21 protein-coding genes and 2 tRNA genes are annotated in these 21,415 nt (G+C 71.9%); 15 read left to right on the forward strand and 8 right to left on the reverse strand.

What is annotated here, in order from left to right:
* The first annotated feature begins 127 nt into the window (after window positions 1-127).
* The 4 genes from ACWC2T_RS10855 to ACWC2T_RS10870 all read left to right on the forward strand — a co-directional run bounded on the left by ACWC2T_RS10855 (window position 128) and on the right by ACWC2T_RS10870 (window position 3,302).
* On the forward strand, window positions 128-1,240 hold the full coding sequence (locus ACWC2T_RS10855) for an SDR family oxidoreductase (RefSeq protein WP_450670047.1): 1,113 nt from the start codon (window positions 128-130) through the stop codon (window positions 1,238-1,240).
* Window positions 1,241-1,362: 122 nt separating this feature from the next.
* Window positions 1,363-1,824, forward strand: coding sequence for a molybdenum cofactor biosynthesis protein MoaE (locus ACWC2T_RS10860; protein ID WP_450670048.1), 462 nt, complete (start codon window positions 1,363-1,365; stop codon window positions 1,822-1,824).
* Between the two features lie 156 nt (window positions 1,825-1,980).
* A complete protein-coding gene (locus ACWC2T_RS10865) occupies window positions 1,981-2,154 on the forward strand; it encodes a hypothetical protein (RefSeq protein WP_351208030.1) in 174 nt (57 codons plus the stop codon).
* A gap of 50 nt (window positions 2,155-2,204) precedes the next feature.
* On the forward strand, window positions 2,205-3,302 hold the full coding sequence (locus ACWC2T_RS10870) for a YlbL family protein (protein ID WP_450670049.1): 1,098 nt from the start codon (window positions 2,205-2,207) through the stop codon (window positions 3,300-3,302).
* A gap of 112 nt (window positions 3,303-3,414) precedes the next feature.
* Here the strand turns inward: ACWC2T_RS10870 and ACWC2T_RS10875 are convergent, their stop codons facing one another.
* Entirely contained in the window at window positions 3,415-3,957 is a 543-nt protein-coding gene (locus ACWC2T_RS10875) for a PPA1309 family protein (RefSeq protein ID WP_450670050.1), read from the reverse strand.
* 164 nt (window positions 3,958-4,121) lie between these two features.
* Here ACWC2T_RS10875 and ACWC2T_RS10880 point away from each other — a divergent pair, with 164 nt between their 5' ends.
* From ACWC2T_RS10880 to ACWC2T_RS10895, 4 genes are all read left to right on the forward strand, one after another.
* Window positions 4,122-7,040 carry a UPF0182 family membrane protein gene (locus ACWC2T_RS10880; protein WP_450670207.1) on the forward strand — a complete coding sequence of 973 codons (2,919 nt, stop codon included), beginning with the start codon at window positions 4,122-4,124 and terminating at the stop codon, window positions 7,038-7,040.
* Between the two features lie 41 nt (window positions 7,041-7,081).
* Window positions 7,082-7,155: transfer RNA gene (locus tag ACWC2T_RS10885), tRNA-Met, on the forward strand.
* Between the two features lie 204 nt (window positions 7,156-7,359).
* Window positions 7,360-9,171: a sel1 repeat family protein gene (locus tag ACWC2T_RS10890; RefSeq protein WP_450670051.1), complete on the forward strand. Its 1,812-nt coding sequence runs from the start codon at window positions 7,360-7,362 to the stop codon at window positions 9,169-9,171.
* A gap of 76 nt (window positions 9,172-9,247) precedes the next feature.
* A tRNA-Met gene (locus ACWC2T_RS10895) sits at window positions 9,248-9,321 on the forward strand.
* A 135-nt stretch (window positions 9,322-9,456) separates the two neighbouring features.
* On the opposite strand, the gene ACWC2T_RS10900 is transcribed toward ACWC2T_RS10895, so the two are convergent.
* From ACWC2T_RS10900 to hisN, 3 genes are all read right to left on the reverse strand, one after another.
* The gene (locus tag ACWC2T_RS10900) at window positions 9,457-9,873 is read right to left on the reverse strand and encodes a Fur family transcriptional regulator (protein ID WP_450670052.1); all 417 of its coding nucleotides are present in this window, start codon (window positions 9,871-9,873) and stop codon (window positions 9,457-9,459) included.
* Between the two features lie 183 nt (window positions 9,874-10,056).
* Window positions 10,057-10,452: a CBS domain-containing protein gene (locus ACWC2T_RS10905; protein ID WP_450670053.1), complete on the reverse strand. Its 396-nt coding sequence runs from the start codon at window positions 10,450-10,452 to the stop codon at window positions 10,057-10,059.
* 148 nt (window positions 10,453-10,600) lie between these two features.
* Complete coding sequence (gene hisN / locus ACWC2T_RS10910; RefSeq protein ID WP_450670054.1) at window positions 10,601-11,401, reverse strand: histidinol-phosphatase; 801 nt, start codon at window positions 11,399-11,401, stop codon at window positions 10,601-10,603.
* Window positions 11,402-11,580: 179 nt separating this feature from the next.
* Here hisN and ACWC2T_RS10915 point away from each other — a divergent pair, with 179 nt between their 5' ends.
* Complete coding sequence (locus ACWC2T_RS10915; protein ID WP_450670055.1) at window positions 11,581-12,189, forward strand: TetR/AcrR family transcriptional regulator; 609 nt, start codon at window positions 11,581-11,583, stop codon at window positions 12,187-12,189.
* Between the two features lie 65 nt (window positions 12,190-12,254).
* Here the strand turns inward: ACWC2T_RS10915 and ACWC2T_RS10920 are convergent, their stop codons facing one another.
* From ACWC2T_RS10920 to ACWC2T_RS10935, 4 genes are all read right to left on the reverse strand, one after another.
* On the reverse strand, window positions 12,255-12,578 hold the full coding sequence (locus ACWC2T_RS10920; protein ID WP_030657145.1) for a DMT family transporter: 324 nt from the start codon (window positions 12,576-12,578) through the stop codon (window positions 12,255-12,257).
* 107 nt (window positions 12,579-12,685) lie between these two features.
* On the reverse strand, window positions 12,686-13,696 hold the full coding sequence (gene rsgA, locus ACWC2T_RS10925; RefSeq protein WP_450670056.1) for a ribosome small subunit-dependent GTPase A: 1,011 nt from the start codon (window positions 13,694-13,696) through the stop codon (window positions 12,686-12,688).
* Between the two features lie 12 nt (window positions 13,697-13,708).
* A complete protein-coding gene (aroA, locus tag ACWC2T_RS10930; protein ID WP_450670057.1) occupies window positions 13,709-15,025 on the reverse strand; it encodes a 3-phosphoshikimate 1-carboxyvinyltransferase in 1,317 nt (438 codons plus the stop codon).
* Between the two features lie 95 nt (window positions 15,026-15,120).
* Complete coding sequence (locus tag ACWC2T_RS10935) at window positions 15,121-15,843, reverse strand: M50 family metallopeptidase (protein ID WP_450670058.1); 723 nt, start codon at window positions 15,841-15,843, stop codon at window positions 15,121-15,123.
* A gap of 50 nt (window positions 15,844-15,893) precedes the next feature.
* On the opposite strand from ACWC2T_RS10935, the gene ACWC2T_RS10940 reads away from it, so the two are divergent.
* From ACWC2T_RS10940 to ACWC2T_RS10965, 6 genes are all read left to right on the forward strand, one after another.
* Entirely contained in the window at window positions 15,894-16,709 is an 816-nt protein-coding gene (locus tag ACWC2T_RS10940; protein ID WP_450670059.1) for an SOS response-associated peptidase, read from the forward strand.
* Between the two features lies 1 nt (window position 16,710).
* On the forward strand, window positions 16,711-17,337 hold the full coding sequence (locus ACWC2T_RS10945) for an alpha/beta hydrolase family protein (RefSeq protein ID WP_450670060.1): 627 nt from the start codon (window positions 16,711-16,713) through the stop codon (window positions 17,335-17,337).
* Between the two features lie 310 nt (window positions 17,338-17,647).
* Window positions 17,648-18,343, forward strand: a complete 696-nt coding sequence (sigR, locus tag ACWC2T_RS10950) for an RNA polymerase sigma factor SigR (RefSeq protein WP_450670208.1) — start codon at window positions 17,648-17,650, stop codon at window positions 18,341-18,343.
* Entirely contained in the window at window positions 18,340-18,642 is a 303-nt protein-coding gene (rsrA, locus tag ACWC2T_RS10955; protein ID WP_450670061.1) for a mycothiol system anti-sigma-R factor, read from the forward strand. Before sigR ends, rsrA begins: the two co-directional genes overlap by 4 nt.
* Before the next feature lie 109 nt (window positions 18,643-18,751).
* Window positions 18,752-20,065, forward strand: coding sequence for an HD-GYP domain-containing protein (locus tag ACWC2T_RS10960; RefSeq protein ID WP_450670062.1), 1,314 nt, complete (start codon window positions 18,752-18,754; stop codon window positions 20,063-20,065).
* Complete coding sequence (locus ACWC2T_RS10965; RefSeq protein WP_450670063.1) at window positions 20,062-21,351, forward strand: HD-GYP domain-containing protein; 1,290 nt, start codon at window positions 20,062-20,064, stop codon at window positions 21,349-21,351. The genes ACWC2T_RS10960 and ACWC2T_RS10965 overlap by 4 nt, the downstream gene beginning before the upstream one ends.
* The last annotated feature ends 64 nt before the right edge of the window (window positions 21,352-21,415 follow it).

A 21,415-nucleotide genomic window follows, 5' to 3' on the forward strand; every position in this document is an offset into this window, starting at 1 on the left:
CAGCGTAGACACCCGGACCCGATCGGGCCTCGGTGCTTCGCCCACGGAAGCCCTGCGGCAGGATGGATACACCTGGTACGTGCGCGTCACTCGCGCCCGTACTGAAGACAACCGCTGGAGACGCCCGGTGAGTTCCCCAGATCCGCAGGTTCGCGCAGCGCGAAACCCGTCAATCCCTCCCGCAGTGCGCGGACCCGTCGTAGCGGTCACCGGCGCCGCCACCGGTGTCGGCGCCCTGCTCACCGAGCGGCTGGCCGCCTCCGAGGAGATCAAGCAGGTCATCGCGATCGACGAGCGGCGCGGCGAGTGCGCCGAGGCGCAGTGGCACATCCTCGACGTCCGCGACCCCGCCATCGCGGACAAGCTGCGGGGCGCCCACGTGGTCGTCCACCTCGCGCTGGACCTGGACCTGGAGACCGATCCGGCCGCTCGCACCGCTTACAACGTCCGGGGGACGCAGACCGTCCTGACCGCCGCCGCGGCGGCCGGCGTGCACCGGGTCGTGCTGTGCACCTCGGCGATGGTCTACGGCGCGCTGCCGGACAACGAGCTGCCCCTCTCGGAGGACGCCGAGCTGCGCGCGACCGCCGAGGCCACCGGGGTCGGCGACCTGCTGGAGATCGAGCGGCTGGCCCGGCGGGCGCCGCGCGCGCATCCGGGGCTGAACGTCACCGTCGTACGGCCCGCGGTGCTGGTCGGGGGCACGGACACCGCGCTGACCCGGTACTTCGAGTCGCCGCGGCTGCTGGTCGTCGCCGGGTCGCGGCCCGCGTGGCAGTTCTGCCACGTCGAGGACCTGTGCAGCGCCCTGGAGTACGCCGTCCTGGAGAAGGTCGACGGGGAACTGGCCGTCGGCTGCGACGGGTGGCTGGAGCAGGAGGAGGTCGAGGAGCTCAGCGGGATCCGTCGGATGGAGCTGCCGTCGGCGGTGGCGCTGGGCGCGGCGGCCCGGCTGCACCGGATCGGGCTCACGCCGTCACCGGCGGGGGACCTGGCGTACACGATGTACCCGTGGGTGGTCAGCGGGAGCCGGCTGCACGACGCCGGGTGGCGGCCGCGGTGGACCAACGAGGAGGTCCTCGCGGAGCTGCTGGAGGAGGTTTCCGGGCGGCACACGGTGGCCGGACGGCGGCTCGGACGCAAGGACGCGACGGCCGCGGGCGCCGCGGGGGCGACCGTGGCTCTGCTCGGCGCCGCCGCCGTCGTCCGGCGCGCCCGGAAGGCCCGGCGGCGCGCGTGAGCCGGGTGCGCGGGGTGCCGCTGCGCCCCCGCCACGTCGTAGGACACTCCAAACGTCCCCGCGCGCGTGCCTGGTGAATCTCGTATTCCCCGGTGTCACAGGCGTGCGGCACGATGGGGGGTATGGCACACGCGAACGAGCACCCCGGTGAGCAGGCGGCGCAGGATCCCATCAGGCTGATCGGTGTCCGGGAGACCGCCCTCTCCGTGGACGAGGTGTTCCGGGCCGTCGGTGACGACGCGGCCGGGGGCATCGCCCTGTTCGTGGGAACCGTGCGCAACCACGACGGGGGTGCGGACGTGGACGCGCTCGGGTACTCCTGCCATCCCAGCGCCGAGGCCGAGATGCGGCGGATCGCCGAGAAGGTCGTGGCCGAGTATCCGGTGCGGGCGCTGGCCGCCGTGCACCGGGTGGGGGACCTGCGGATCGGGGATCTCGCCGTGGTCGTCGGCGTCGCCTGTCCGCACCGGGCCGAGGCCTTCGACGCCTGCCGCAAGCTGATCGACGACCTCAAGCACGAGGTGCCCATCTGGAAGCACCAACGGTTCTCGGACGGTACGGAGGAATGGGTCGGGTCCTGCTGAAGGCGGCCGGGCCCGCCGAGGCCGTCAGGTACGTCACTCGGAGCACACGGGCCACTCCATGTTGCGTAACCGGCACCCTCGCGTGAGCGTTGTCAGTGCGGATGGTTAATCTGCTGATCAGTCAGTTGCGGACGCTCATGGCGTTGGGAGGTCGGCATGGGGGCGCTTGTCTGGCTGCTGATTCCGCTTGTGGCCGCGATCGGCGGCGGACTGTGGGGCAGTTGGGCCAATCGGACTCGTAAGGTGCGCGGCGACGGGCCGGAGCTGGACGGCTACGCCCGGTTCCGCGAGGCCATGGAGAGATCCCACACGGGTGCCGGCGGGGCGTGACGGGGGTGCCCTGACGGTGCGCTGACAGAGGCGTCCCGTACTGTCGTGGCATGCCACGCCGCACCGCGACGATGCTCGCCTCCACCCTCATGCTGATCGCGCTCCTGTGCGCCGGAGTGCTCATCCCCGTGCCGTACTCGGAGATGTCTCCCGGCCCGACCGTGAACACGCTCGAGGACCACGACGGCGAGCCGGTGCTGCAGATCTCCGGGCACAGGACGTACCCGACCGACGGCCACCTGAACATGACGACCGTCCGGGTGACCAGCGCGGACTTCCGCATGAACCTGGTACAGGCCGTCTACGGCTGGCTGGACCCCGACACCAAGGTCGTCCCGCACGACACGCTCTACCCGAACGGGACGACCGAGGAGCAGTCCTCGCAGCAGAACGCCGAGGAGTTCAGCCAGTCCCAGGAGAGCGCCAAGGTCGCCGCGCTGAAGGAACTGGGCATCCCGGTGAAGTCCTGGGTGATCGTCTCCACCGTCATCAAGGGCTCACCCGCCGAGGGCAGGCTGCACGCCGGTGACGTGATCAAGGCCGTCGACGGCACGGCGGTGAAGCAGCCCTCCGACGTCGCCAAGCTCGTCACCAAGCACAAGCCCGGGCAGAACGTCGTCTTCACCGTCGTGCCCGTCAAGGACCAGGCCGCCGCCGAGAAGGCGCACCGGACGGCGACGAAGACGCAGGACGTCACCCTCACCACCAAGGCCTCCGACGACACCGGGCCCCAGCGCGCCATCGTCGGGATCTCGGCCGGGACCGACCACACCTTCCCGTTCAGCATCGACATCAAGCTCGCCGACGTCGGCGGGCCCAGCGCCGGTCTCATGTTCGCCCTCGGCATCTACGACAAGCTGACCCCGGGCAGCCTGACCGGCGGCAAGTTCGTGGCCGGCACCGGCACCATCGACGACAACGGCACGGTCGGGCCGATCGGCGGCGTCGAGATGAAGACCGTCGGCGCGCGCGACAAGGGCGCCCAGTACTTCCTGACACCCGCCGACAACTGCGCGGCCGCCGCCAAGGACACCCCGAGCGGGCTCACCCTGGTCAAGGTGAGGAACATCGGCGACGCGCTCGACGCCCTGAAGGACATCCGCAGCGGGAACACCGCGGCGCTGCCCAAGTGCACCACCAAGGGCTGAGCGGCACGCGCGCGCCACGGTGACCGACGGTGACACACGGCTGGGGGCGCCCCTCTAAGCAGGGGCGCCCCCAGCGCCGTACCGGGCGGATCGCGTGGCGAACCGGGCGGGGTCAGTCCTCGAACGTCGCCGCCAGGGCGTCGGCCAGGCCGGGCACCAGGTCGGGGCCGGTCAGGACCTCCGTCGGGGAGTCCTTCTCGCGCAGCCGCAGCGCCGACTCGCGGCCGCCGTCGCGCAGCACCGCGACTGTCATGCGCACCTCCTGCCGCTCGGGGTGCTCGGCGACCCACCTGGTCAGCTTGGCCTCGCTCAGGTTCTTCGGGACCTGCGCCTCGGCGGACGGCGGCAGCATCAGGCGCTCCACCGAGAGCGCGCAGCCGGCCACCGCGTCGGGCCAGGCGATGGTGCCGAGGAACTCGTCCAGCGGCTTGCCGGACGGGATCTCGTCCTGCTCGATCGGGGTGAGACCGGTGGAGGCGGACTCGTCCTCAAGGCCCAGCTGGGCCGCGAGCGCGGGTTCCTGAGCCCGCAGCCGTGCGGTGTCGACGAGGGCGAAGAGGCGGGCGGGCTGGTCCCAGCCGAGGCCGGAGACGTACTCGTCGATCTCGAGTACGGCCCGGGTGAGCGGGCTCGCTGCCATGGGAGTGTTGGACATGGTCACAATCCTGCCTCGTTCCCCGCCCGAATCGGGAACCGAGCAAAGCGTGAGTAAGTTGCATAGGTGTGGGTCCGCGATCACGGGGGGCCACGGCGGGTCCGCGAACACGAGGGCCTGACGGATCGACAGCGAACTTCGAGGTGCGCACCTTGGCTTTCCAGATGCCGGACCGCGGCGGAGGCCCGACGGGGCCGCGGATCAGAGCGGGACGACCGTCCCGCGGTGTCCGGACCCTGCTGATGACGCTGGGCGTCCTGGCCGTCCTCGGCATGGCGTTCACCATGTTCGCGGGCTTCTGGACGGACTGGCTGTGGTACCGGTCGGTGCACTACTCGTCGGTGTTCACGACCACACTGTGGACCAAGGCCGGCCTCTTCTTCGTCTTCGGTGTGCTGATGGCGGTCGCGGTGGGGATCAACATCTGGCTGGCGCACCGGCTGCGGCCCCCGCTGAGCGCCATGTCCATGGAGCAGCAGAGCCTCGACCGCTACCGGATGGGCATCGCGCCGTACAAGAAGTGGCTGCTGCTCGCCGTCACCGCGCTCGTCGGGCTGATCGCCGGCGCCTCCGCGGCCGGCCAGTGGCGGACCTGGCTGATGTGGGTCAACGGCGTGCCCTTCCACCAGAAGGACCCCCAGTTCCACCTCGACGTCTCCTTCTACGCCTTCGATCTGCCCTGGTACCGCTTCCTGCTCGGCTTCGGCTTCGCCACGGCCATCCTGTGCCTGATCGCCGCCGCGCTCACGCACTATCTGTACGGCGGGCTGCGCGTCACCAGCCCCGGCGCGAAGGCCACCGCCGCCGCGACCGGGCACCTGTCGGTGCTGCTCGGCGTCTTCGTCGCCCTCAAGGCGGTCGCCTACTGGCTCGACCGGTACGGCCTGGCCGTCAAGTCCAGCGACTTCAAGGCGACCGGCCAGTGGACCGGCCTGCGCTACGTCGACGCCAACGCCTATCTGCCGGCGAAGACGATCCTGTTCTGCATCGCCGTCATCTGCGCGCTGCTGTTCTTCGCCACACTCTGGCGGCGCACCTGGCAGCTGCCGGTCATCGGCTTCGGCCTGATGGTCCTCTCGGCCATCCTGATCGGCGGCCTGTACCCGGCGATCGTGCAGAAGTTCCAGGTCCAGCCCAACGAGCAGGCCAAGGAAGCCCCGTACGTCCAGAAGAACATCGAGGCCACCCGCGAGGCGTACGGCATCGACGACACCAAGGTCACCGAGTACGCCGGCAAGTCCACGGCCACGGACAAGACCAGGCTGCGCAGTGACGCGGACGACGCGGCGAGCATCCGGATCATGGACCCGAACATCGTCTCGCCGACGTTCCAGCAGGCGCAGCAGATGAAGAAGTACTACGCCTTCCCGACCAACCTGGACGTCGACCGGTACCCCGCGAAGAACGGCGCCGACGCCACCGCGCAGGACACGGTCATCGGGCTGCGCGAGCTGAACCTGGACGGCGTCCCGAGCAACAACTGGATCAACGACCACTTCCGCTACACGCACGGTTACGGTGTGGTCGCCGCCAAGGGCACCGAGGCCGACGACCAGGGCCAGCCGGTCTTCACCGAGTCCGGCCTGCCGTCCCAGGGCGACCTCGGCGTGTACCAGCAGGGCGTCTACTACGGCGAGAAGACCACCACGTACTCCATCGTCGGCGGACCGCAGCAGGAGGTCGACTACTCGAGGGACGACGGCACCGAGAAGACCACCAGATACACCGGCAAGAGCGGCGTCAACCTCGACAATCCGATCAACCGGGCCGCGTACGCGGTGGCGTTCAACGAGCCGCAGATCCTCTACTCCGGCGCGATCGGGAAGGGCTCGCGGATCCTGTACAACCGCACGCCCAAGGAGCGCGTGGAGGCGGTCGCCCCCTGGCTGACCATCGACGGGGACGCCTATCCGGCGGTCGTGGACGGCCACATCCAGTGGATCGTCGACGCGTACACGACGTCGAACGGCTACCCGTACTCCTCCCGTACGACCCTGGGCGATACGACGGCCGACTCGCTCACCGCCACCAACAACAACCGTGCGGTGGTGGCCCAGCAGAACCAGGTCAACTACATCCGCAACTCGGTGAAGGCGACCGTCGACGCCTACACCGGCGAGGTCAAGCTGTACCAGTGGGACACCCAGGACCCCGTGCTGAAGACCTGGATGAAGGCGTTTCCGGGAACGGTGCAGCCGAAGCAGGCCATCTCCAAGGACCTGCTGGCCCATCTGCGCTATCCGCAGGACCTGTTCAAGGTCCAGCGCGAACTGCTCTCCCGCTACCACGTGACGGACGCGCAGACGTTCCTCACCGGCAGCGAGGTCTGGCAGGTGCCCGACGACCCGACCAACGACTCGGGCAGCGCGGTGCCGCCGTACTACCTGAGCATGAAGATGCCGGACCAGAGCAGGCAGACGTTCTCGCTGACGACGACGTTCACGCCGAACGGGCGGGACAACCTCAGCGCGTTCATGGCGGTCGACTCCGACCCGGGCACCAGTGACTACGGCAAGATCAGAATCCTGAAACTGCCGACCAGCACGACGGCCGACGGTCCCAAACAGGTGCAGAGCCAGTTCAACTCCCGGCCGGACATCGCCGAGACGATCAGCCTGCTCACCCGCGGGCATTCCAAGGTCGAGTACGGCAATCTGCTGACCGTGCCGCTCGACGGCGGACTGCTGTACGCGGAGCCGGTCTACGTCCTCGGCGGCAAGCTGAAGTACCCCCTGCTGGGGAAGGTGCTGGTCACCTACAACGGAAAGACGGCGTTCGAGGACACCCTCGACGAGGCGCTCAACAAGGTGTTCGGCGTGGACGGTTCGACCACCACGCCACCGGACACCGGCACCACCAACCCGCCGTCGTCCACCAACCCCACCGTCCAACAGGCCCTGACCGATGCCCAGAAGGCGTACGACGCGGGGCAGAAGGCCCTGCAGGGGCCGAACGGACCGGACTGGGCCGCGTACGCCAAGGCCCAGAAGGACCTGAAGGACGCGCTGCAGCGGGCGCAGGAGGCGGAGGCCCGGGCCGGCCAGTCCGGCGGCGGCAAGAACGGGAGCGGGAAAAAGAGTTGATCAAGCGCACCCCGTGTCGTGGTACGGTTGACACGCAACGGCGCGGGGTGGAGCAGCTCGGTAGCTCGCTGGGCTCATAACCCAGAGGTCGCAGGTTCAAATCCTGTCCCCGCTACTGCAGTCGAAGGCCCGGATCCCCAGGGATCCGGGCCTTCGTGGTGTGCGAACTCATGTACTGAGGGGAGGGACGGCCGCGCTGCCGTGGGGTGTTGAGGACGGTGTGTTTGACTTGTCGTCCTGTGGGCATGTCGACAAAACGCTGAAGTGACCTCACGGGCTGCGGTATACCGGGTGTACCCAGGTTGCAGGTGGTGCGACGATGGACGTTATGGGGGACAAGGCAACTCTGTTCGAGTCAGGGCGATTTGTGCAGACTTCCGGTGAGGAGCCGACCCGCGACGAGCTGAGCGAGATGGGGGACGCCGCGGAGGAGGTGCGCCTCGGGCTGGCCGCACAGAGCGGCGACGCCGAGGCGGCGAGCGTCCTCGGAGCCATGCTGCTGCGCCGCGGCGACCTCGACGGAGCCGAACCCCATCTGCGGGCCGCCACCGCGGCCGGCGACCGGGCCGCCGCCAACAACCTGGGTGTCCTGCTGCACCAGCGCGGCTACCCCGAGGAGGCCGCCGGCTGGTGGCGTATCGCCGCCGTCGCCGGTTCCGCCGCCGCCGCACACGCGCTGGGCCGCTACCACCGTGAGCGCGGGGACGAACCCGCCGCCGAGTACTGGCTGCGCCAGTCCGCCGAGCAGGGCCACGTCCTCGGCGCCTACGCGCTCGCCGACCTGCTGGAGCACCGCGGGGACGTCGGCGCCGAGCACTGGATGCGCGCCGCGGCCGAGCGCGGCCACCGGGAGGCCGCCTACCGGCTGGCGCGCGCGCTCGACCAGCGGGCCGCGCGAGAGGACGAGACCGGGTCCGACAACGCTGTCGCGGAGGCCGAGCAGTGGTACCGGCAGGCCGCCGCACGCGGTCACCGGCGTGCCGCGCTGCACCTCGGGGCGATCCTGGAGAAGCGCGGGGAACTGAAGGAGGCCGGGCGCTGGTATCTGACCTCCGCCAAGGACGGCGAGTCCCGGGCCGCCTGCGCGCTGGGCTTTCTGCTGCGCGACGCCGGGGACACCGAGAGCGCGGCCGTGTGGTGGCTGCGCGCTGCCCAGGAGGGCGACGGCAACGCGGCCAACGCGCTCGGCGCGCTGCACGCCGAGCGCGGTGAGACCCAGACCGCCGAGCGCTGGTACCGGGCGGCGCTGGACGCCGGCGACGACAACGGCGCCTACAACCTCGGGCTCCTCTGCGCCGAGCAGGGGCGGACCGCGCAGGCCGAGCAGTGGTACCGGCGGGCCGCCTACGCCGGACACCGGGAGGCCGCCAACGCGCTCGCCATCCTGCTGCTCCAGGGCAGCGACACCACCGGCGCCGAGCCGTGGTTCTCCAAGGCGGCGGAGGCCGGCAGCGTGGACGCCGCGTTCAACCTCGGCATCCTCTACGCCGGGCGCGGCGAGGAGGCCACGGCGCTGCGCTGGTACGAGCGGGCGGCCGCCGCCGGGCACACCGAGGCCGCGCTCCAGGTCGGGATCGCCCGGCTGCGCGCCGGCGAGGAGCAGGAGGCCGAGCGGCATCTGCGGTGCGCGGCCGGCGGGGGCAGCGCGGAGGCGGCGTACCGGCTGGCGGCGCTGCTCGACGCGCGGCGGCCGCCGGAGCCGGCGCACGAGCTCGGCGAAACCGTGCACGAGAAGACCGAGTGCGAGGAGTGGTACGAGCGGGCGGCGACCCAGGGGCACCGGCGGGCACAGGTGCGGGTCGGCATGCTCGCGGCGGCACGGGGTGACGTGGTCGAGGCGGCGCGCTGGTACCGGTCGGCGGCGGAGGCCGGGTCGCGCAACGGCGCCTTCAACCTCGGGCTGCTGCTGGCGCGGGAGGGGAGCGAGCCGGAGGCCGCGGTGTGGTGGACACGGGCGGCCGACGCCGGGCACGGCCGGGCGGCGCTGCGGCTGGCCCTGGTCTACGCGCGTCGGGGCGAGCTGGCGGAGGGGCAGAAGTGGGCCGACCGCGCGGTCGAGCTGGGACCGGCGGAGGTCTCGGAGCGAGCGGGGCGGCTGCGGGATGCGCTGCGGGAGGAACTGTCGGCATGAAGAAGTGAGCCCCGCCACGTCCCGGGTAACCGATTTGCTTCCCTCGACCTCCCTCACGTAATGTCGTGTTCACCGACGCGGGGTGGAGCAGCTCGGTAGCTCGCTGGGCTCATAACCCAGAGGTCGCAGGTTCAAATCCTGTCCCCGCTACTGAAGGCCGAGGGCCGGAATCCAGAGATGGGTTCCGGCCCTCGGTGTTTGTGCGCGCGTGCGATGCGAATTTTGTGTGCTCGCGCGATGCGCAAAAAGCCCCGGCGGTCGCCGGGGCTCAGAAGAAGCGGTGGGTCACGCCTTCGCGCAGTCCGGGCACAGGCCCCGGTACGTCACCTCGACGTCCGACACCGTGAAGCCGAAGCGCTCGGTGTCGGGGAGGTCGGCGAGCGGGTTGCCCGTCGGGTGGACGTCACGGATCGCACCGCACCGGGCGCAGACCAGGTGCTGGTGCGGCCGGTGCGCGTTCGGGTCGTAGCGCTTGGCGCGCCTGTCCGTCGCGACTTCCAGCACCTCGCCGAGGGAGACCAGCTCACCCAGCGTGTTGTAGACGGTCGCCCGGGAGATCTCGGGCAGCTTCGCGACGGCCCGCGCGTGGACCTCGTCGGCCGTCAGATGGACGTGCTCGCCGTCGAGGACCTCGGCCACGACGCGCCGCTGCGCGGTCATCCGCCATCCGCGTCCACGCAGCCGTTCCAGAAGGTCGCTCATGAGTCCAGCCTAACAGCAAGAGGGACCAGGACGGGAATGGGTGTGAGTTTGGACTGCTATTTGAATTAGAATCTATCCAATGTAGCCCGACGCCACAGACCGGCGGCGCTCGCCGCTGGGCGGGCCGGACCCCATGGTGCTCGGGGTCCGGCCCGTTCCGCTCGGTCACCCGCCCGGGACCGCTCAGAGTGCCGGTGCGGGCTCGCGGGCCGGGGCCCAGCAGCGGATGATGTCGCGGACCGAGACGATTCCGGCCACCTCGCCGCGGTCGAGGACGACCAGATGCCGGAAGCCGCCGTGGGCCATGGCGCGTGCGGCCTGCTCCAGAGTCCAGCTCGGAGCGGCGAAGACGACGTCGGTGGTGGTGTGGGCGTGGGTGCGTTCCGTGTCGGGGTTCTGGCCGAGGCCGACGGAGTTGAGGATGTCGCGTTCGGTGAGGATGCCGATGCCGCCCGCGTCCGGGTCGAGGACGACGGCGGCACCGACGCGGCGGGCCGACATCAGGGCGGCTGCCTGGCGGAGGGTGTGGGCGGGACCGACGGTGAGGATCACCGTGCTCATGGCGTCACGGACGAGCATGGGTGGGGCCACCTCCTAGGAATCGCTGCCGTTGTGCATCGATTCACAAGTTCACAAGTGGGGGTAGGCCCAGAGTGCCAGGTAAAGGACGGGTCAACAAGGGGGCGCGTGGTGCCAGTTGAGGGCGTACCGGAAGTACTCCCGTGTCTCAGTGGCGCGGGTTGAGATACCCCAGCAACTCGTCGTGCAGCAGGCCGTTGGACGCCGCCGCGTTGCCGCTGTGCGGGCCGGGACGGCCGTCGAGGCCGGTGAAGGTGCCGCCGGCCTCCGTGACGACGACCGCGTTGGCGGCCATGTCCCAGAGCGACAGCTCCGGCTCCGCGCAGATGTCCACGGATCCCTCGGCGACCATCATGTACGGCCAGAAGTCGCCGTACGCGCGCGTGCGCCACACCTGGCGGGTGAGGTCGAGGAAGCCACCGAGGCGGCCCTGCTCCTCCCAGCCGGAGAGCGAGGAGTACGCGAAGGACGCGTCCGCGAGCCTGCCCACGCCGGAGACGTGGATGCGGCTCGCGGAGGTCAGGCTGCGGCCGGTGAAGGCGCCGTGGCCCTTCGCGGCCCACCAGCGGCGGCCGAGGGCGGGGGCGGAGACGAGGCCGACGACGGGCTCGTAGCCGCCCTCGCCCGCCTCCATCAGCGCGATGAGGGTCGCCCAGACGGGGACGCCGCGGACGTAGTTCTTGGTGCCGTCGATGGGGTCGATCACCCAGCGGCGGGGGCCGGAGCCCTCGACGCCGTACTCCTCACCGAGGACGGCGTCCCTCGGGCGGGCGCGCTGGAGCTGGCCGCGGATCAGTTCTTCCGCCGCTTTGTCCGCCTCGCTCACCGGGGTCATGTCCGGCTTCGTCTCCACCTTCAGGTCGAGGGCCTTGAAGCGTTCCATGGTGGCGGCGTCGGCGGCGTCCGCGAGGACGTGGGCGAGACGCAGGTCGTGGAGATAGTCCGGCATGTAGGGCACGGTATCTGCCGGGGCCGGTATGGGCCACCAAGGGCGGGGCGCGCCGGGCGCCCTGTACTGCGGCTGGCCGCGGGGCGCCGGCGCAGCGCACCCATGAACCACCGCGAACCCTTGACAGTGCATACAAGCGCGTCAAATCTGGGCGCAGAGCCGCTCCGCCCAGGGAGGCGATGATGCCTGCTGCCCGGGAGTCCCTACTCGACGCCGCCTATACGGCCCTCGCGCGCCGGCCGTGGTCCGCGGTGCGGATGGTCGACGTGGCCGCGGCGGCGGGAGTGTCCCGGCAGACCCTGTACAACGAGTTCGGCAGCAAGGACGGGCTGGCGCGGGCGCTGGTGCGGCGGGAGGCCGACGGATACCTCGCCGGAGTGGAGCGGGCCCTCGCCGGGCCGGGCGAGCCGGGGGAACGGCTCACCGCCGTCGCCGAGTGGACGAGCTCCGCCGCGCGGGACAACACGCTGGTCCGGGCCCTGCTCACCGGCTGCTGGAGCGAACGGCTGCCCACCCCGCCGCTCGCCGCCGTACCGTCCTCCTCCGCGGTACCGGCGCAGCGCCGCGCGGACGGCCCGCTGCCCACGCCCCGCGACTTCGTACGGATCGTGCGGGACCGCGCGGTCACCGCGCTGACGGGCCCCGCCGCCACCCCCGCCGACACCGCCGAGCTGACTCGCCCCTGCGAACTGGCCGTACGCCTCGCCCTGTCCTGTGTCGCGGCACCGCCGGGGGAGGGCGGCACGGCGGAGCTGATCCGGGCGGTCGTCCCCGGCCGGACGGGGTGACTCCCGGGTCCCGGGTCCCCGTATCGCCGGAAACCCCCGCCGCGGTGCCCGCCCAGGTCCTGGACCTAGTGCGCCGACCCCGACAACTGCAGCCCGATCACCCCGATGATGACCAGGCTGATGGAGACGATCTTCAGGGTGGAGACCAGGTCGCCGAGGAACACCATGCCGTAGATCGCGGTGCCGGCCGCGCCGATGCCGGTCCACACCGCGTAGGCGGGGCCCACGTCGAGCTTCTTCAGGGACAGGGTCAGCAGGCCGAAGCTGCCGAGGGCGAAGGAGGCGAAGGCGATGGTCGGCCAGAGGCGGGTGAATCCGTGCGAGAGCTTCAGGCACACGGCGAAACCGGTCTCCAGAATCCCGGCCACGATGACCAGCAGCCACGCCATGTGCTGTCCTCCCGTTGATCCGGATCACCGGCTCGGTGCGATTATGCACTTACCGGCCCCGGGCCCCGGCAAACAACGCAGGCCGGCTCAGCCGCCCCACCTCCGGCTCAGTCGCCCTCCCTGCGCTCCCGCGTGGCCAGCAGCCGGCGCAGCGAGTACAGGCGCGCAGGGTCCGCATGCCCCTCCTCCACCCACGCGTCCAGCGCGCAGTCCGGCTCGTCGTGGCTGCACGCGCGCGGGCAGCCCTCGGTGCCGGGTTCGAGGTCGGGGAAGGCGTGGATCACCCGGGACGGGTCGATGTGCGCCAGGCCGAAGGAGCGGACCCCAGGGGTGTCGATGACCCAGCCGTCCGCGTCGGACAGGGGCAGGGCGAGGGCGGACGTCGTGGTGTGGCGGCCGCGGCCGGTCACCGCGTTGACATGGCCCGTCGTACGCCGCCGCTCCTGCGGGACCAGCGCGTTCACCAGCGTCGTCTTGCCGACGCCCGAGTGGCCCACGAACGCGGTGACCCTGCCGTCCAGATACTCCCGCACCCGGTCCGCCGCGCCTCCGCTCTCCAGCTCCTCGCGGCTGGTGACGACGTACGGGATGTCGAGGGCGCCGTACAGCTCCAGCAGCGTGCCGGGCGGGGCCAGGTCCGACTTGGTCATCACCAGCAGCGGTTCCAGGCCGCCGTCGAAGGCCGCGACCAGGCAGCGGTCGATCAGCCGCGGGCGCGGTTCCGGGTCGGCCAGCGCCGTGACGATCGCCAGCTGGTCGGCGTTGGCGACCACCACCCGCTCGAAGGGGTCGTCGTCGTCGGCCGTGCGCCGCAGCACCGACGAACGCTCCTCGATCCGCACGATCCTGGCCAGCGTGTCCTTCTTGCCGGACAGGTCGCCGACCAGGGCCACCCGGTCCCCGACCACCGCCGCCTTGCGGCCCAGCTCGCGGGCCTTCATCGCGAGCACGGTCCGGTCCTCGACCAGGCAGGTCAGCCGGCCGCGGTCGACCGTGAGGACCAGCCCCTCGGCGGCATCCTCGTGCTTGGGCCGGATGTTCGTGCGCGGCCGGGTGCCCCGGCGGCCGGGACGGGTGCGGATGTCGTCCTCGTCGGTGTGCTTGCCGTAGCGGCGCATGGCGTACGTCCCCTACTGCCCGAGCATCCCGGTCCACAGATCGGGGAAGTCCGGCAGGGTCTTCGCCGTGGTCGCCACGTTCTCGATCCGCACGCCTTCGACGGCGAGGCCGATGATCGCACCGGCGGTCGCCATGCGGTGGTCCTCGTAGGTGTGGAAGGTCCCGCCGTGCAGCGGGCGCGGGCGGATGTGCAGGCCGTCGGCGGTCTCGGTGACGTCACCGCCGAGCTCGTTGATCTCCTTGGTGAGCGCGGCCAGCCGGTCCGTCTCGTGCAGCCGCAGATGGGCCACGCCCCGCAGGGTCGAGGGGGAGTCCGCGAGGGCGGCGACCGCCGCGATCCCCGGGGTCAGCTCGCCGACGTCGCCCAGGTCCACGTCGATGCCGTGGACGGCGCCGGAACCGGTGAACACCAGCCCGAACTCGGTGAGTTCGCAGGAGCCGCCCATCTCGGTGAAGATCTCCCGCAGCCGGTCACCCGGCTGGGTGGTGCGCTCCGGCCAGTCCGGGATCAGCACCTTGCCGCCGGTGACCAGGGCCGCCGCCAGGAACGGCTGGGCGTTGGACAGGTCCGGCTCGATCGTCAGGTCCCGGCCGAGCAGCGCGCCCGGCGTCACCCGCCACACGTTCGGCTCGCCGCCCGACTCCGGGGTGTCCACCTGGGCGCCGACCGCGCGCAGCATGTCGACGGTCATCCGGATGTGCGGCATGGAGGGCAGGGTGGTGCCGGTGTGGCGGACCTCGACGCCCTGGTTGAAGCGCGGGCCCGAGAGCAGCAGGGCGCTCACGAACTGGGAGGACGAGGAGGCGTCGATCGACACCGGGCCGCCGTCCAGGGCCCCGCCGCCGTGCACGGTCAGCGGCAGCGCGCCGCGGCCGTCGTCGTCGATCCGGGCGCCGAGCACCCGCAGCGCGTCGATCACGCCGTGCAGGGGGCGCTCGTACGACCGCGGGTCGCCGTCGAACCGGATGGGGCCGTCGGCCAGCGCGGCCACCGGCGGCAGGAAACGCATCACCGTGCCGGCGTTGCCGACGTCGACCGTGGCCGGGCCGTGCAGGCCCGTCGGGAGCACCCGCCAGGCCTCGCCGGTGCCGTCCGGGCCGACCCCTTCTTCGATCTCCACGCCCATCGCGCGCAGTGCCCCGGCCATCAGCAGGGTGTCGCGGGAGCGCAGCGGGCGGCGCAGCCAGCCGGGTTCGGAGGCGAGGGCGGCCAGCACCAGCGCGCGGTTGGTGACCGACTTGGACCCGGGCACGTGGACCGTCGCGTCGACGGCTCCGCTCGCGTGCGGGGCGGGCCAGAGGGCGGGGTGGGTCGTGTTCGGGGCCATGGGGCCACTTTATAAGGAGGGCCGAGGGGGCGTTCTTCGTCCGCGGCCGAGCGGGGCCGCTCGCCCCCGGGTTCCCGGCTTCGCCCGAACCCCGGTCACCCCTCCAGCAGCCAGCGCCCCCCGCCGATCAGCGAGCTCAGCGACACCGCGTGGAACAGGAACAGCCACAGCCCCGCCGGTACGTGGGTGAGCCGTGACAGCTGGTCCGCGTCCGAGTCCCCCGCTCCTCCCCGCGACCGCTTCAGCTGCAGCTCGAAGGGCGGCCGGACCCCGCCGAAGAGCAGGAACCACACCACCGCGTACGCGAACGCGGCCTGCACCTGGGGCCCGGCCAGCCAGGACACCAGCAGGAAGGCGCCACCGGCCAGCACCACGGTCAGCACACCGTACGCGTTGCGGATCATCACCAGCATCGCCACCAGCAGTGCCGTCGCGGCCCAGAGCAGCAGGGTGATCCGGCCCGCGGCCAGCAGCGCGGCCCCGCCCAGTCCCAGCAGGGAAGGCGCCGTGTACCCGGCCGCCGCCGTGAGGATCATGCCGAGCCCGTACGGCTTGCCCCGGCTGACCGTGAGGCCGCTGGTGTCGGAGTGCAGCCGGATGCCGGTGAGCTGCCGGCCGGTGAGCAGCGCGATCAGGCCGTGGCCGCCCTCGTGGGCGATGGTGATCGCGTTGCGGGATATCCGCCACACGGTGTGCGGGACGACGACGGCGAGCGCGGCCGCCGAGGTGGCGAGAACCACCCACAGGCCGGGGTCGGGCTGGGTGCCGGTGAGCCGGTCCCACAGGTCGGGCAGCGCGAGGGCGGCGAGGCTGTCCATGTGTCCGAGTGGCTCCCTGTCTTCCTGCGGAGTCTGGCAGTGTGGCACGTATGTGCGGACGGTATGCATCGAGTCGTAGGCCCGAGGATCTCGCAGGAATCTTTGAGATCGAGAAGTGGGAGCCCGAGGAGACCCTGGAGCCGGACTACAACGTGGCTCCGACCAAGGAGGTCTACGCCGTCCTCGACCGTCCCCTGAAAGACGCGGACTCCCCGCGTCCGGTTCGCCAGCTGCGCAAACTGAAGTGGGGACTGGTGCCGTCCTGGGCCAAGACGCCCGAGGGCGGGGCCCGGATGATCAACGCGCGCGCCGAGACGGTGCACGAGAAGCCCGCCTACCGCCGTGCCTTCGCCGCCCGCCGCTGCATCGTCCCCGCCGACGGCTACTACGAGTGGGTCACCGGCACGCAGGAGCGCGAGCTGGAGGTCGAGGGGAAGAAGAAGCGGCCGCGCAAGCAGCCGTACTTCGTGCTGCCGGCCGACGGCTCGGTGTTCGCGATGGCCGGGCTGTACGAGTTCTGGCGCGACCGCACCCTGCCCGACGACCACCCGCAGGCCTGGTGGGTCACCTGCTCGGTGATCACCACGGAGGCCGAGAAGACCCCGCTGGCCGTGAGCCCCGCCGACGGTCCGCGCTCCCTGGTCGACATCCACCCCCGGATGCCGCTGATGCTCACCCCGGACCGCTGGGACGCCTGGCTCGACCCGGGCCGCACCGACCCCGACGCCCTGCGCGAGCTGCTGGCCCCGCCCCCGCCCGGCCTGATGCGCGCCTACCCGGTCTCCACGGCCGTCAGCAACGTCCGCAACAACGGCCCGGAGCTGCTGAAGGAGCTTGAGGCGCCGGAAGAGGGGACACTCTTCTGACGTGATCGAGATTGTCGAGACCGACGCCGGAACCGCCCGCATCACCTGGCACAAGGCGAAGAAGTCCCGGCTGGTGCTGGCCCTGAGCCATGGCGCGGGCGGTGGCATCGAGGCACGGGACCTCCAGGCGCTCGCCCGGGTGCTGCCGGGGCACGGCGTGACCGTGGCCCTCGTGGAGCAGCCCTGGCGCGTCGCCGGGAAGAAGGTCGCCCCCGCGCCGAAGACCCTGGACACCGGCTGGCGCGGCATCTGGCCCGCGCTGTCCGGGATGGAGCTGCCGGTGGTCTCCGGCGGCCGCAGCGCCGGGGCCCGGGTCGCCTGCCGTACGGCGGCCGAGCTGGGCGCGCCCGCCGTGCTCGCGCTGAGCTTCCCGCTGCACCCGCCGGGCAGGCCGGAGAAGTCCCGCGCCGAGGAGCTGCTGGGCGCCGGGGTGCCGACGCTGGTCGTCCAGGGCGGGAACGACCCCTTCGGGAAGCCGGAGGAGTTCCCGAAGGGCGACCACGAGCTGATCGAGGTGCCGTACGGCGATCACTCCTTCGCGGTCCCGAAGCGCGCGGAGATCACCCAGGAGCGGGCCCTGGAGATCATCACCGAGGGCGTCGTGGAGTGGGTAGCGTCACTCGGGTGACCCCCGGGAATGTTGCGCGCGGGCCCTCTGTTGAGGCGGACAGGAGTGCTGAGGCCTCGGCACCGACGTCGTAGGAGAGGAAGTCCGCCGCATGGGTTCGACCATCTGCCCGGCCGTCGCCCACCACCGCCCTTCCAGCGACGCGCTGCGCGCGGCCTCTCTTGATTCCCGCAGCAGCAGTACTGACCTGGACTGGACGGTGCTGTACGCGGCCAAGACCGCTCCTATTCGAGGGGCGGCGGGCACGGGTGGTGTTCTATCCTCCGAAACGAGTGGGACCGGTCTCGGTCCTGCCCGGGATCTTGAGGAGGTGGGTCCGGTCACCGGTACCGACGCAGGGACCGACAACGGCCAGGCGGAGCAGCCCGAGGGCCAGGGCGCCGGCGCGGAGGCGACCGACGAGTCGACCGCTCAGCGCAGTGCGCGCTTCGAGCGGGACGCGCTGGAGTTCCTCGACCAGATGTACTCGGCCGCGCTGCGCATGACGCGCAACCCCGCCGACGCCGAGGACCTGGTCCAGGAGACCTATGCGAAGGCGTATGCGTCCTTCCACCAGTTCCGTGAGGGCACCAACCTCAAGGCGTGGCTGTACCGGATCCTCACCAACACCTTCATCAACTCCTACCGCAAGAAGCAGCGCGAACCGCAGCGCTCCGCCGCGGAGGAGATCGAGGACTGGCAGCTGGCCCGCGCCGAGTCGCACATGTCGACGGGTCTGCGCTCCGCCGAGTCGCAGGCGCTCGACCACCTGCCCGACTCGGACGTGAAGGAAGCGCTGCAGGCGATCCCCGAGGAGTTCCGCATCGCCGTGTATCTCGCGGACGTCGAGGGCTTTGCGTACAAGGAGATCGCGGACATCATGGGGACACCCATCGGTACGGTGATGTCCCGGCTGCACCGGGGCCGCCGTCAACTGCGCGGCATGCTGGAGGACTACGCCCGTGAGCGCGGGCTGGTCCCGGCGGGCGCCGGAGAGTCGAACGAAGCGAAAGGCTCGGGCTCATGAGCTGCGGAGAGCCGCACGAGACGGACTGCAGTGAGGTCCTCGACCATCTGTACGAGTTCCTCGACAGCGAGATGCCGGACGTCGATCGCGACAAGTTCCAGCACCACTTCGAGGAATGCTCTCCGTGCCTGGAGAAGTACGGCCTGGAGCAGGCCGTGAAGAAGCTGGTCAAGCGGTGCTGCGGCCATGACGACGTGCCCGCCGACCTGCGCGCCAAGGTCATGGGGCGGATCGACCTGATCCGCTCCGGCCAGGCCGTGCCGGAGCACGACGTGACCGCCACCCCGCAGGAGAACTGACCGCCGGGCCATCACCCGAATGTGCTAATCCTCAGGTCATAGGCCCCGCACCGCCCCATCCCCGCCCTAGGCTTCCGAGCCCGGACGGGCGTGGTCGGGGAGGGGCGCGATGGAGGCGGTACCGGCGAGGGCACGCGGCTGTGTGGCCGCCGTCGCCCTGCTGGCGCTGCTCACCCTCCTGCCGCTGCCGACCATACGCACCCCCTGGTGGGCGCTCGGCCTGCTCTCCGCGCTCTACGCCGCCTGCGAGCACGTCGTACGCCGCCGCTTCGGCGGCACCTTCTACCCCGTACTGCTTGCCGGGGCGTTCCTGCTGCCGCCGCCGGCCGCCGCACTGGTCCCGCTGCCCGCGGCCCTGCTCCCGCCGGGCGAGCAGGCCGGGCACCGCTCCGCGCCGCTCAGGCGGGTCTGGCGGGCGGCGCGGCCCGCGCTCGCCGTGTGGGGCGCCGCCCGGGTGCACTGGGCGCTCGGCGGCCGGCACGCGGTCGTCGCCGCCGACTTCCCGTACGCGCTGCTGCCCGCCGGCGCCGCCGTCCTCGCCTTCTGCCTGATCCTCACCGCCCTCGACGGCGGCATCCGCGCGGCCGCCCTCGGCATCCCGCTGCGCCGGGCCTGGCGCGGCCTGCTGTCCCGCTGCCTCGCGCCGGTCGCGGTGCACGGTCTCGCCGGGCTGATGATGGCCGTGCTGTGGCGCAGCCCGTACGGCCCGGTCGCCGCGCTGCTCGTGCTGCTGCCGATGTGCGTGTCCTGGTGGATCTTCGCCCAGTACCACCGCGAACGCGCCGCCCACCAGGCGACCATCCGCGCCCTGGTGAGGGCCGTCGACATCAAGGACGGCTACACGCGCGGGCACAGCGAACGCGTCGGCCAGGCCTCCGTCATGATCGCCCGGGAACTCGGCATGGACGACGACCGCGTCGAGGTGCTCCGCTTCGCCGGCATCCTGCACGACGTCGGCAAGCTCGGCGTCCCCACCCGGCTGCTGCGCAAGGACGGCCCGCTGACCCCCGCCGAACGCCGGATCATCGAACTGCACCCCGAGTACGGCCATGAGATGGTCCGCGGGATCTCCTTCCTCGGCGAGGCCCGCGCCGCGATCCTGCACCACCACGAACGCCTCGACGGCAGCGGCTATCCGTACGGCCTCGTGGGCGCCCAGATCCCCGAGTGCGCCCGGATCGTCGCGGTCGCCGACGCCTTCGACGCGATGACGTCCACCCGCTCCTACCGCCGGGCCCGGCCCGTCGAGGCGGCCGTCGCCGAGCTGGAGCGGTGCGCGGGCACGCAGTTCGACCCGCGCATGGTCGTCGCCCTCGCCCGGGCGCTGGGGCGCCACGGCTGGCATCCCACGGTCACCGCCGACGAGACCGGGACGCCGCATGAGAGCCAGGGCCCGGCGCCGGTCACCGGGGCACCCCGATGACCGCCCTGCGGTTCGTGCACGGCACCGCCGCCCTGGCCGCGGCCGGCTCCCTCGCCGTCACCCTGTGGACGGGCCTCGACGAACGGGGCGTCGCGCTCGCCTTCGGGGTGCTCATAGCCGTCGGCGAGCTGACCCGCTGGAGCGGCGCCCGGGTACGGCAGGCCGCCCCCCTCGCCACCGCCGGTTCGCTGTCGTACGCCCTGCTCGCAGCGGTGGCCGGGCGGCCCACGCACCACGACGCGGCGCAGGTCGTCACCGTGGTCCTCGCCGCCGCCCTGCTCGGCGCCGTCCCGCACATCTGGCACGGACGCACCCCCACCCTCGACCATCTGGCCCGCCGGGTGCTCACCGTCGGCTTCGCCGCGGTCTGCTTCCAACCCCTGTCCGGCAAGGGCGAGTTCGGCTCCTTGAGCGGTCCGGCCCACGCCCTCCTCCTCGTCGCCCTGCTCTGCCTCACCGCCCTGTGCGACGCCGTCCTGGCCGCCGCCCTCGCCCGCTCCCGCACCCGCTGGCCGTTCGGCCCGCTGCTCAGGGAGGAGCTGCGCCGGCTGCTCGGCATCGGCTCCGCCGTCTGCGCGACCGGCGCGGTGATGGCGCTCGGGGTCGCCGTCGCCGGGCTGTGGGCGCTGCCCGTGTTCTGTCTGCCCCTGCTGCTCACCCAGGTGTCCCTGCGCCGGTACGCGGCCGTGCGCGCCACCTACCGGCAGACCATCGCCTCCCTCGCCCGCGCCACCGAGATAGCCGGCTGCACCCCCGCCGGGCACGCCCGCCGCGTGGCCGCGCTCAGCCTCGCCGTGGGCCGGGACCTCGGCCTCGCCGGGAGCGAACTGACCGTCCTGGAGTACGCGGCCCTCATGCACGACATCGGCCAGCTCAGCCTGGTCGACCCGGTCCCGGCCGGGGCCACCGCCTCGCTGCCCCTCGCGGAGCAACGGCGGATCGCGCTGCTCGGCGGGGCGGTCGTGCGGCAGACCGGGGTGTCCGCGGCCGTCGCCGTGATGGTGGAGCGGCAGGCGGACCCCTACCGCGAACAGCCCCTCGCCGCCCGGATCATCCGGGCCGTGAACGCCTACGAGGAGAAGGCCCGGGACGCCGGCCCGGAGGGACCCCTGCGGGCGCTGGAGGAACTGCGCCTCGGCGCCGCCGGCGACTACGCCCCCCAGGTGGTGGAGTCCCTCGCCCGGGTGCTGGCCAGGCCGCGGACCTGGCGGGAGAGCGCGCAGGTGGCGGGCGAGAGACGCACCGCACTGTCTGACCCCGCTCGCGGCTGGGTAACCCATGGGTAATGAGCGCCTTTCCCGCCGTACGTGGTTGGATGCGAGGGAGAGGGTGTCCGGGGGCACAAGCCAG

The sequence above is a fragment of the Streptomyces sp. NPDC001393 genome (assembly GCF_053597455.1).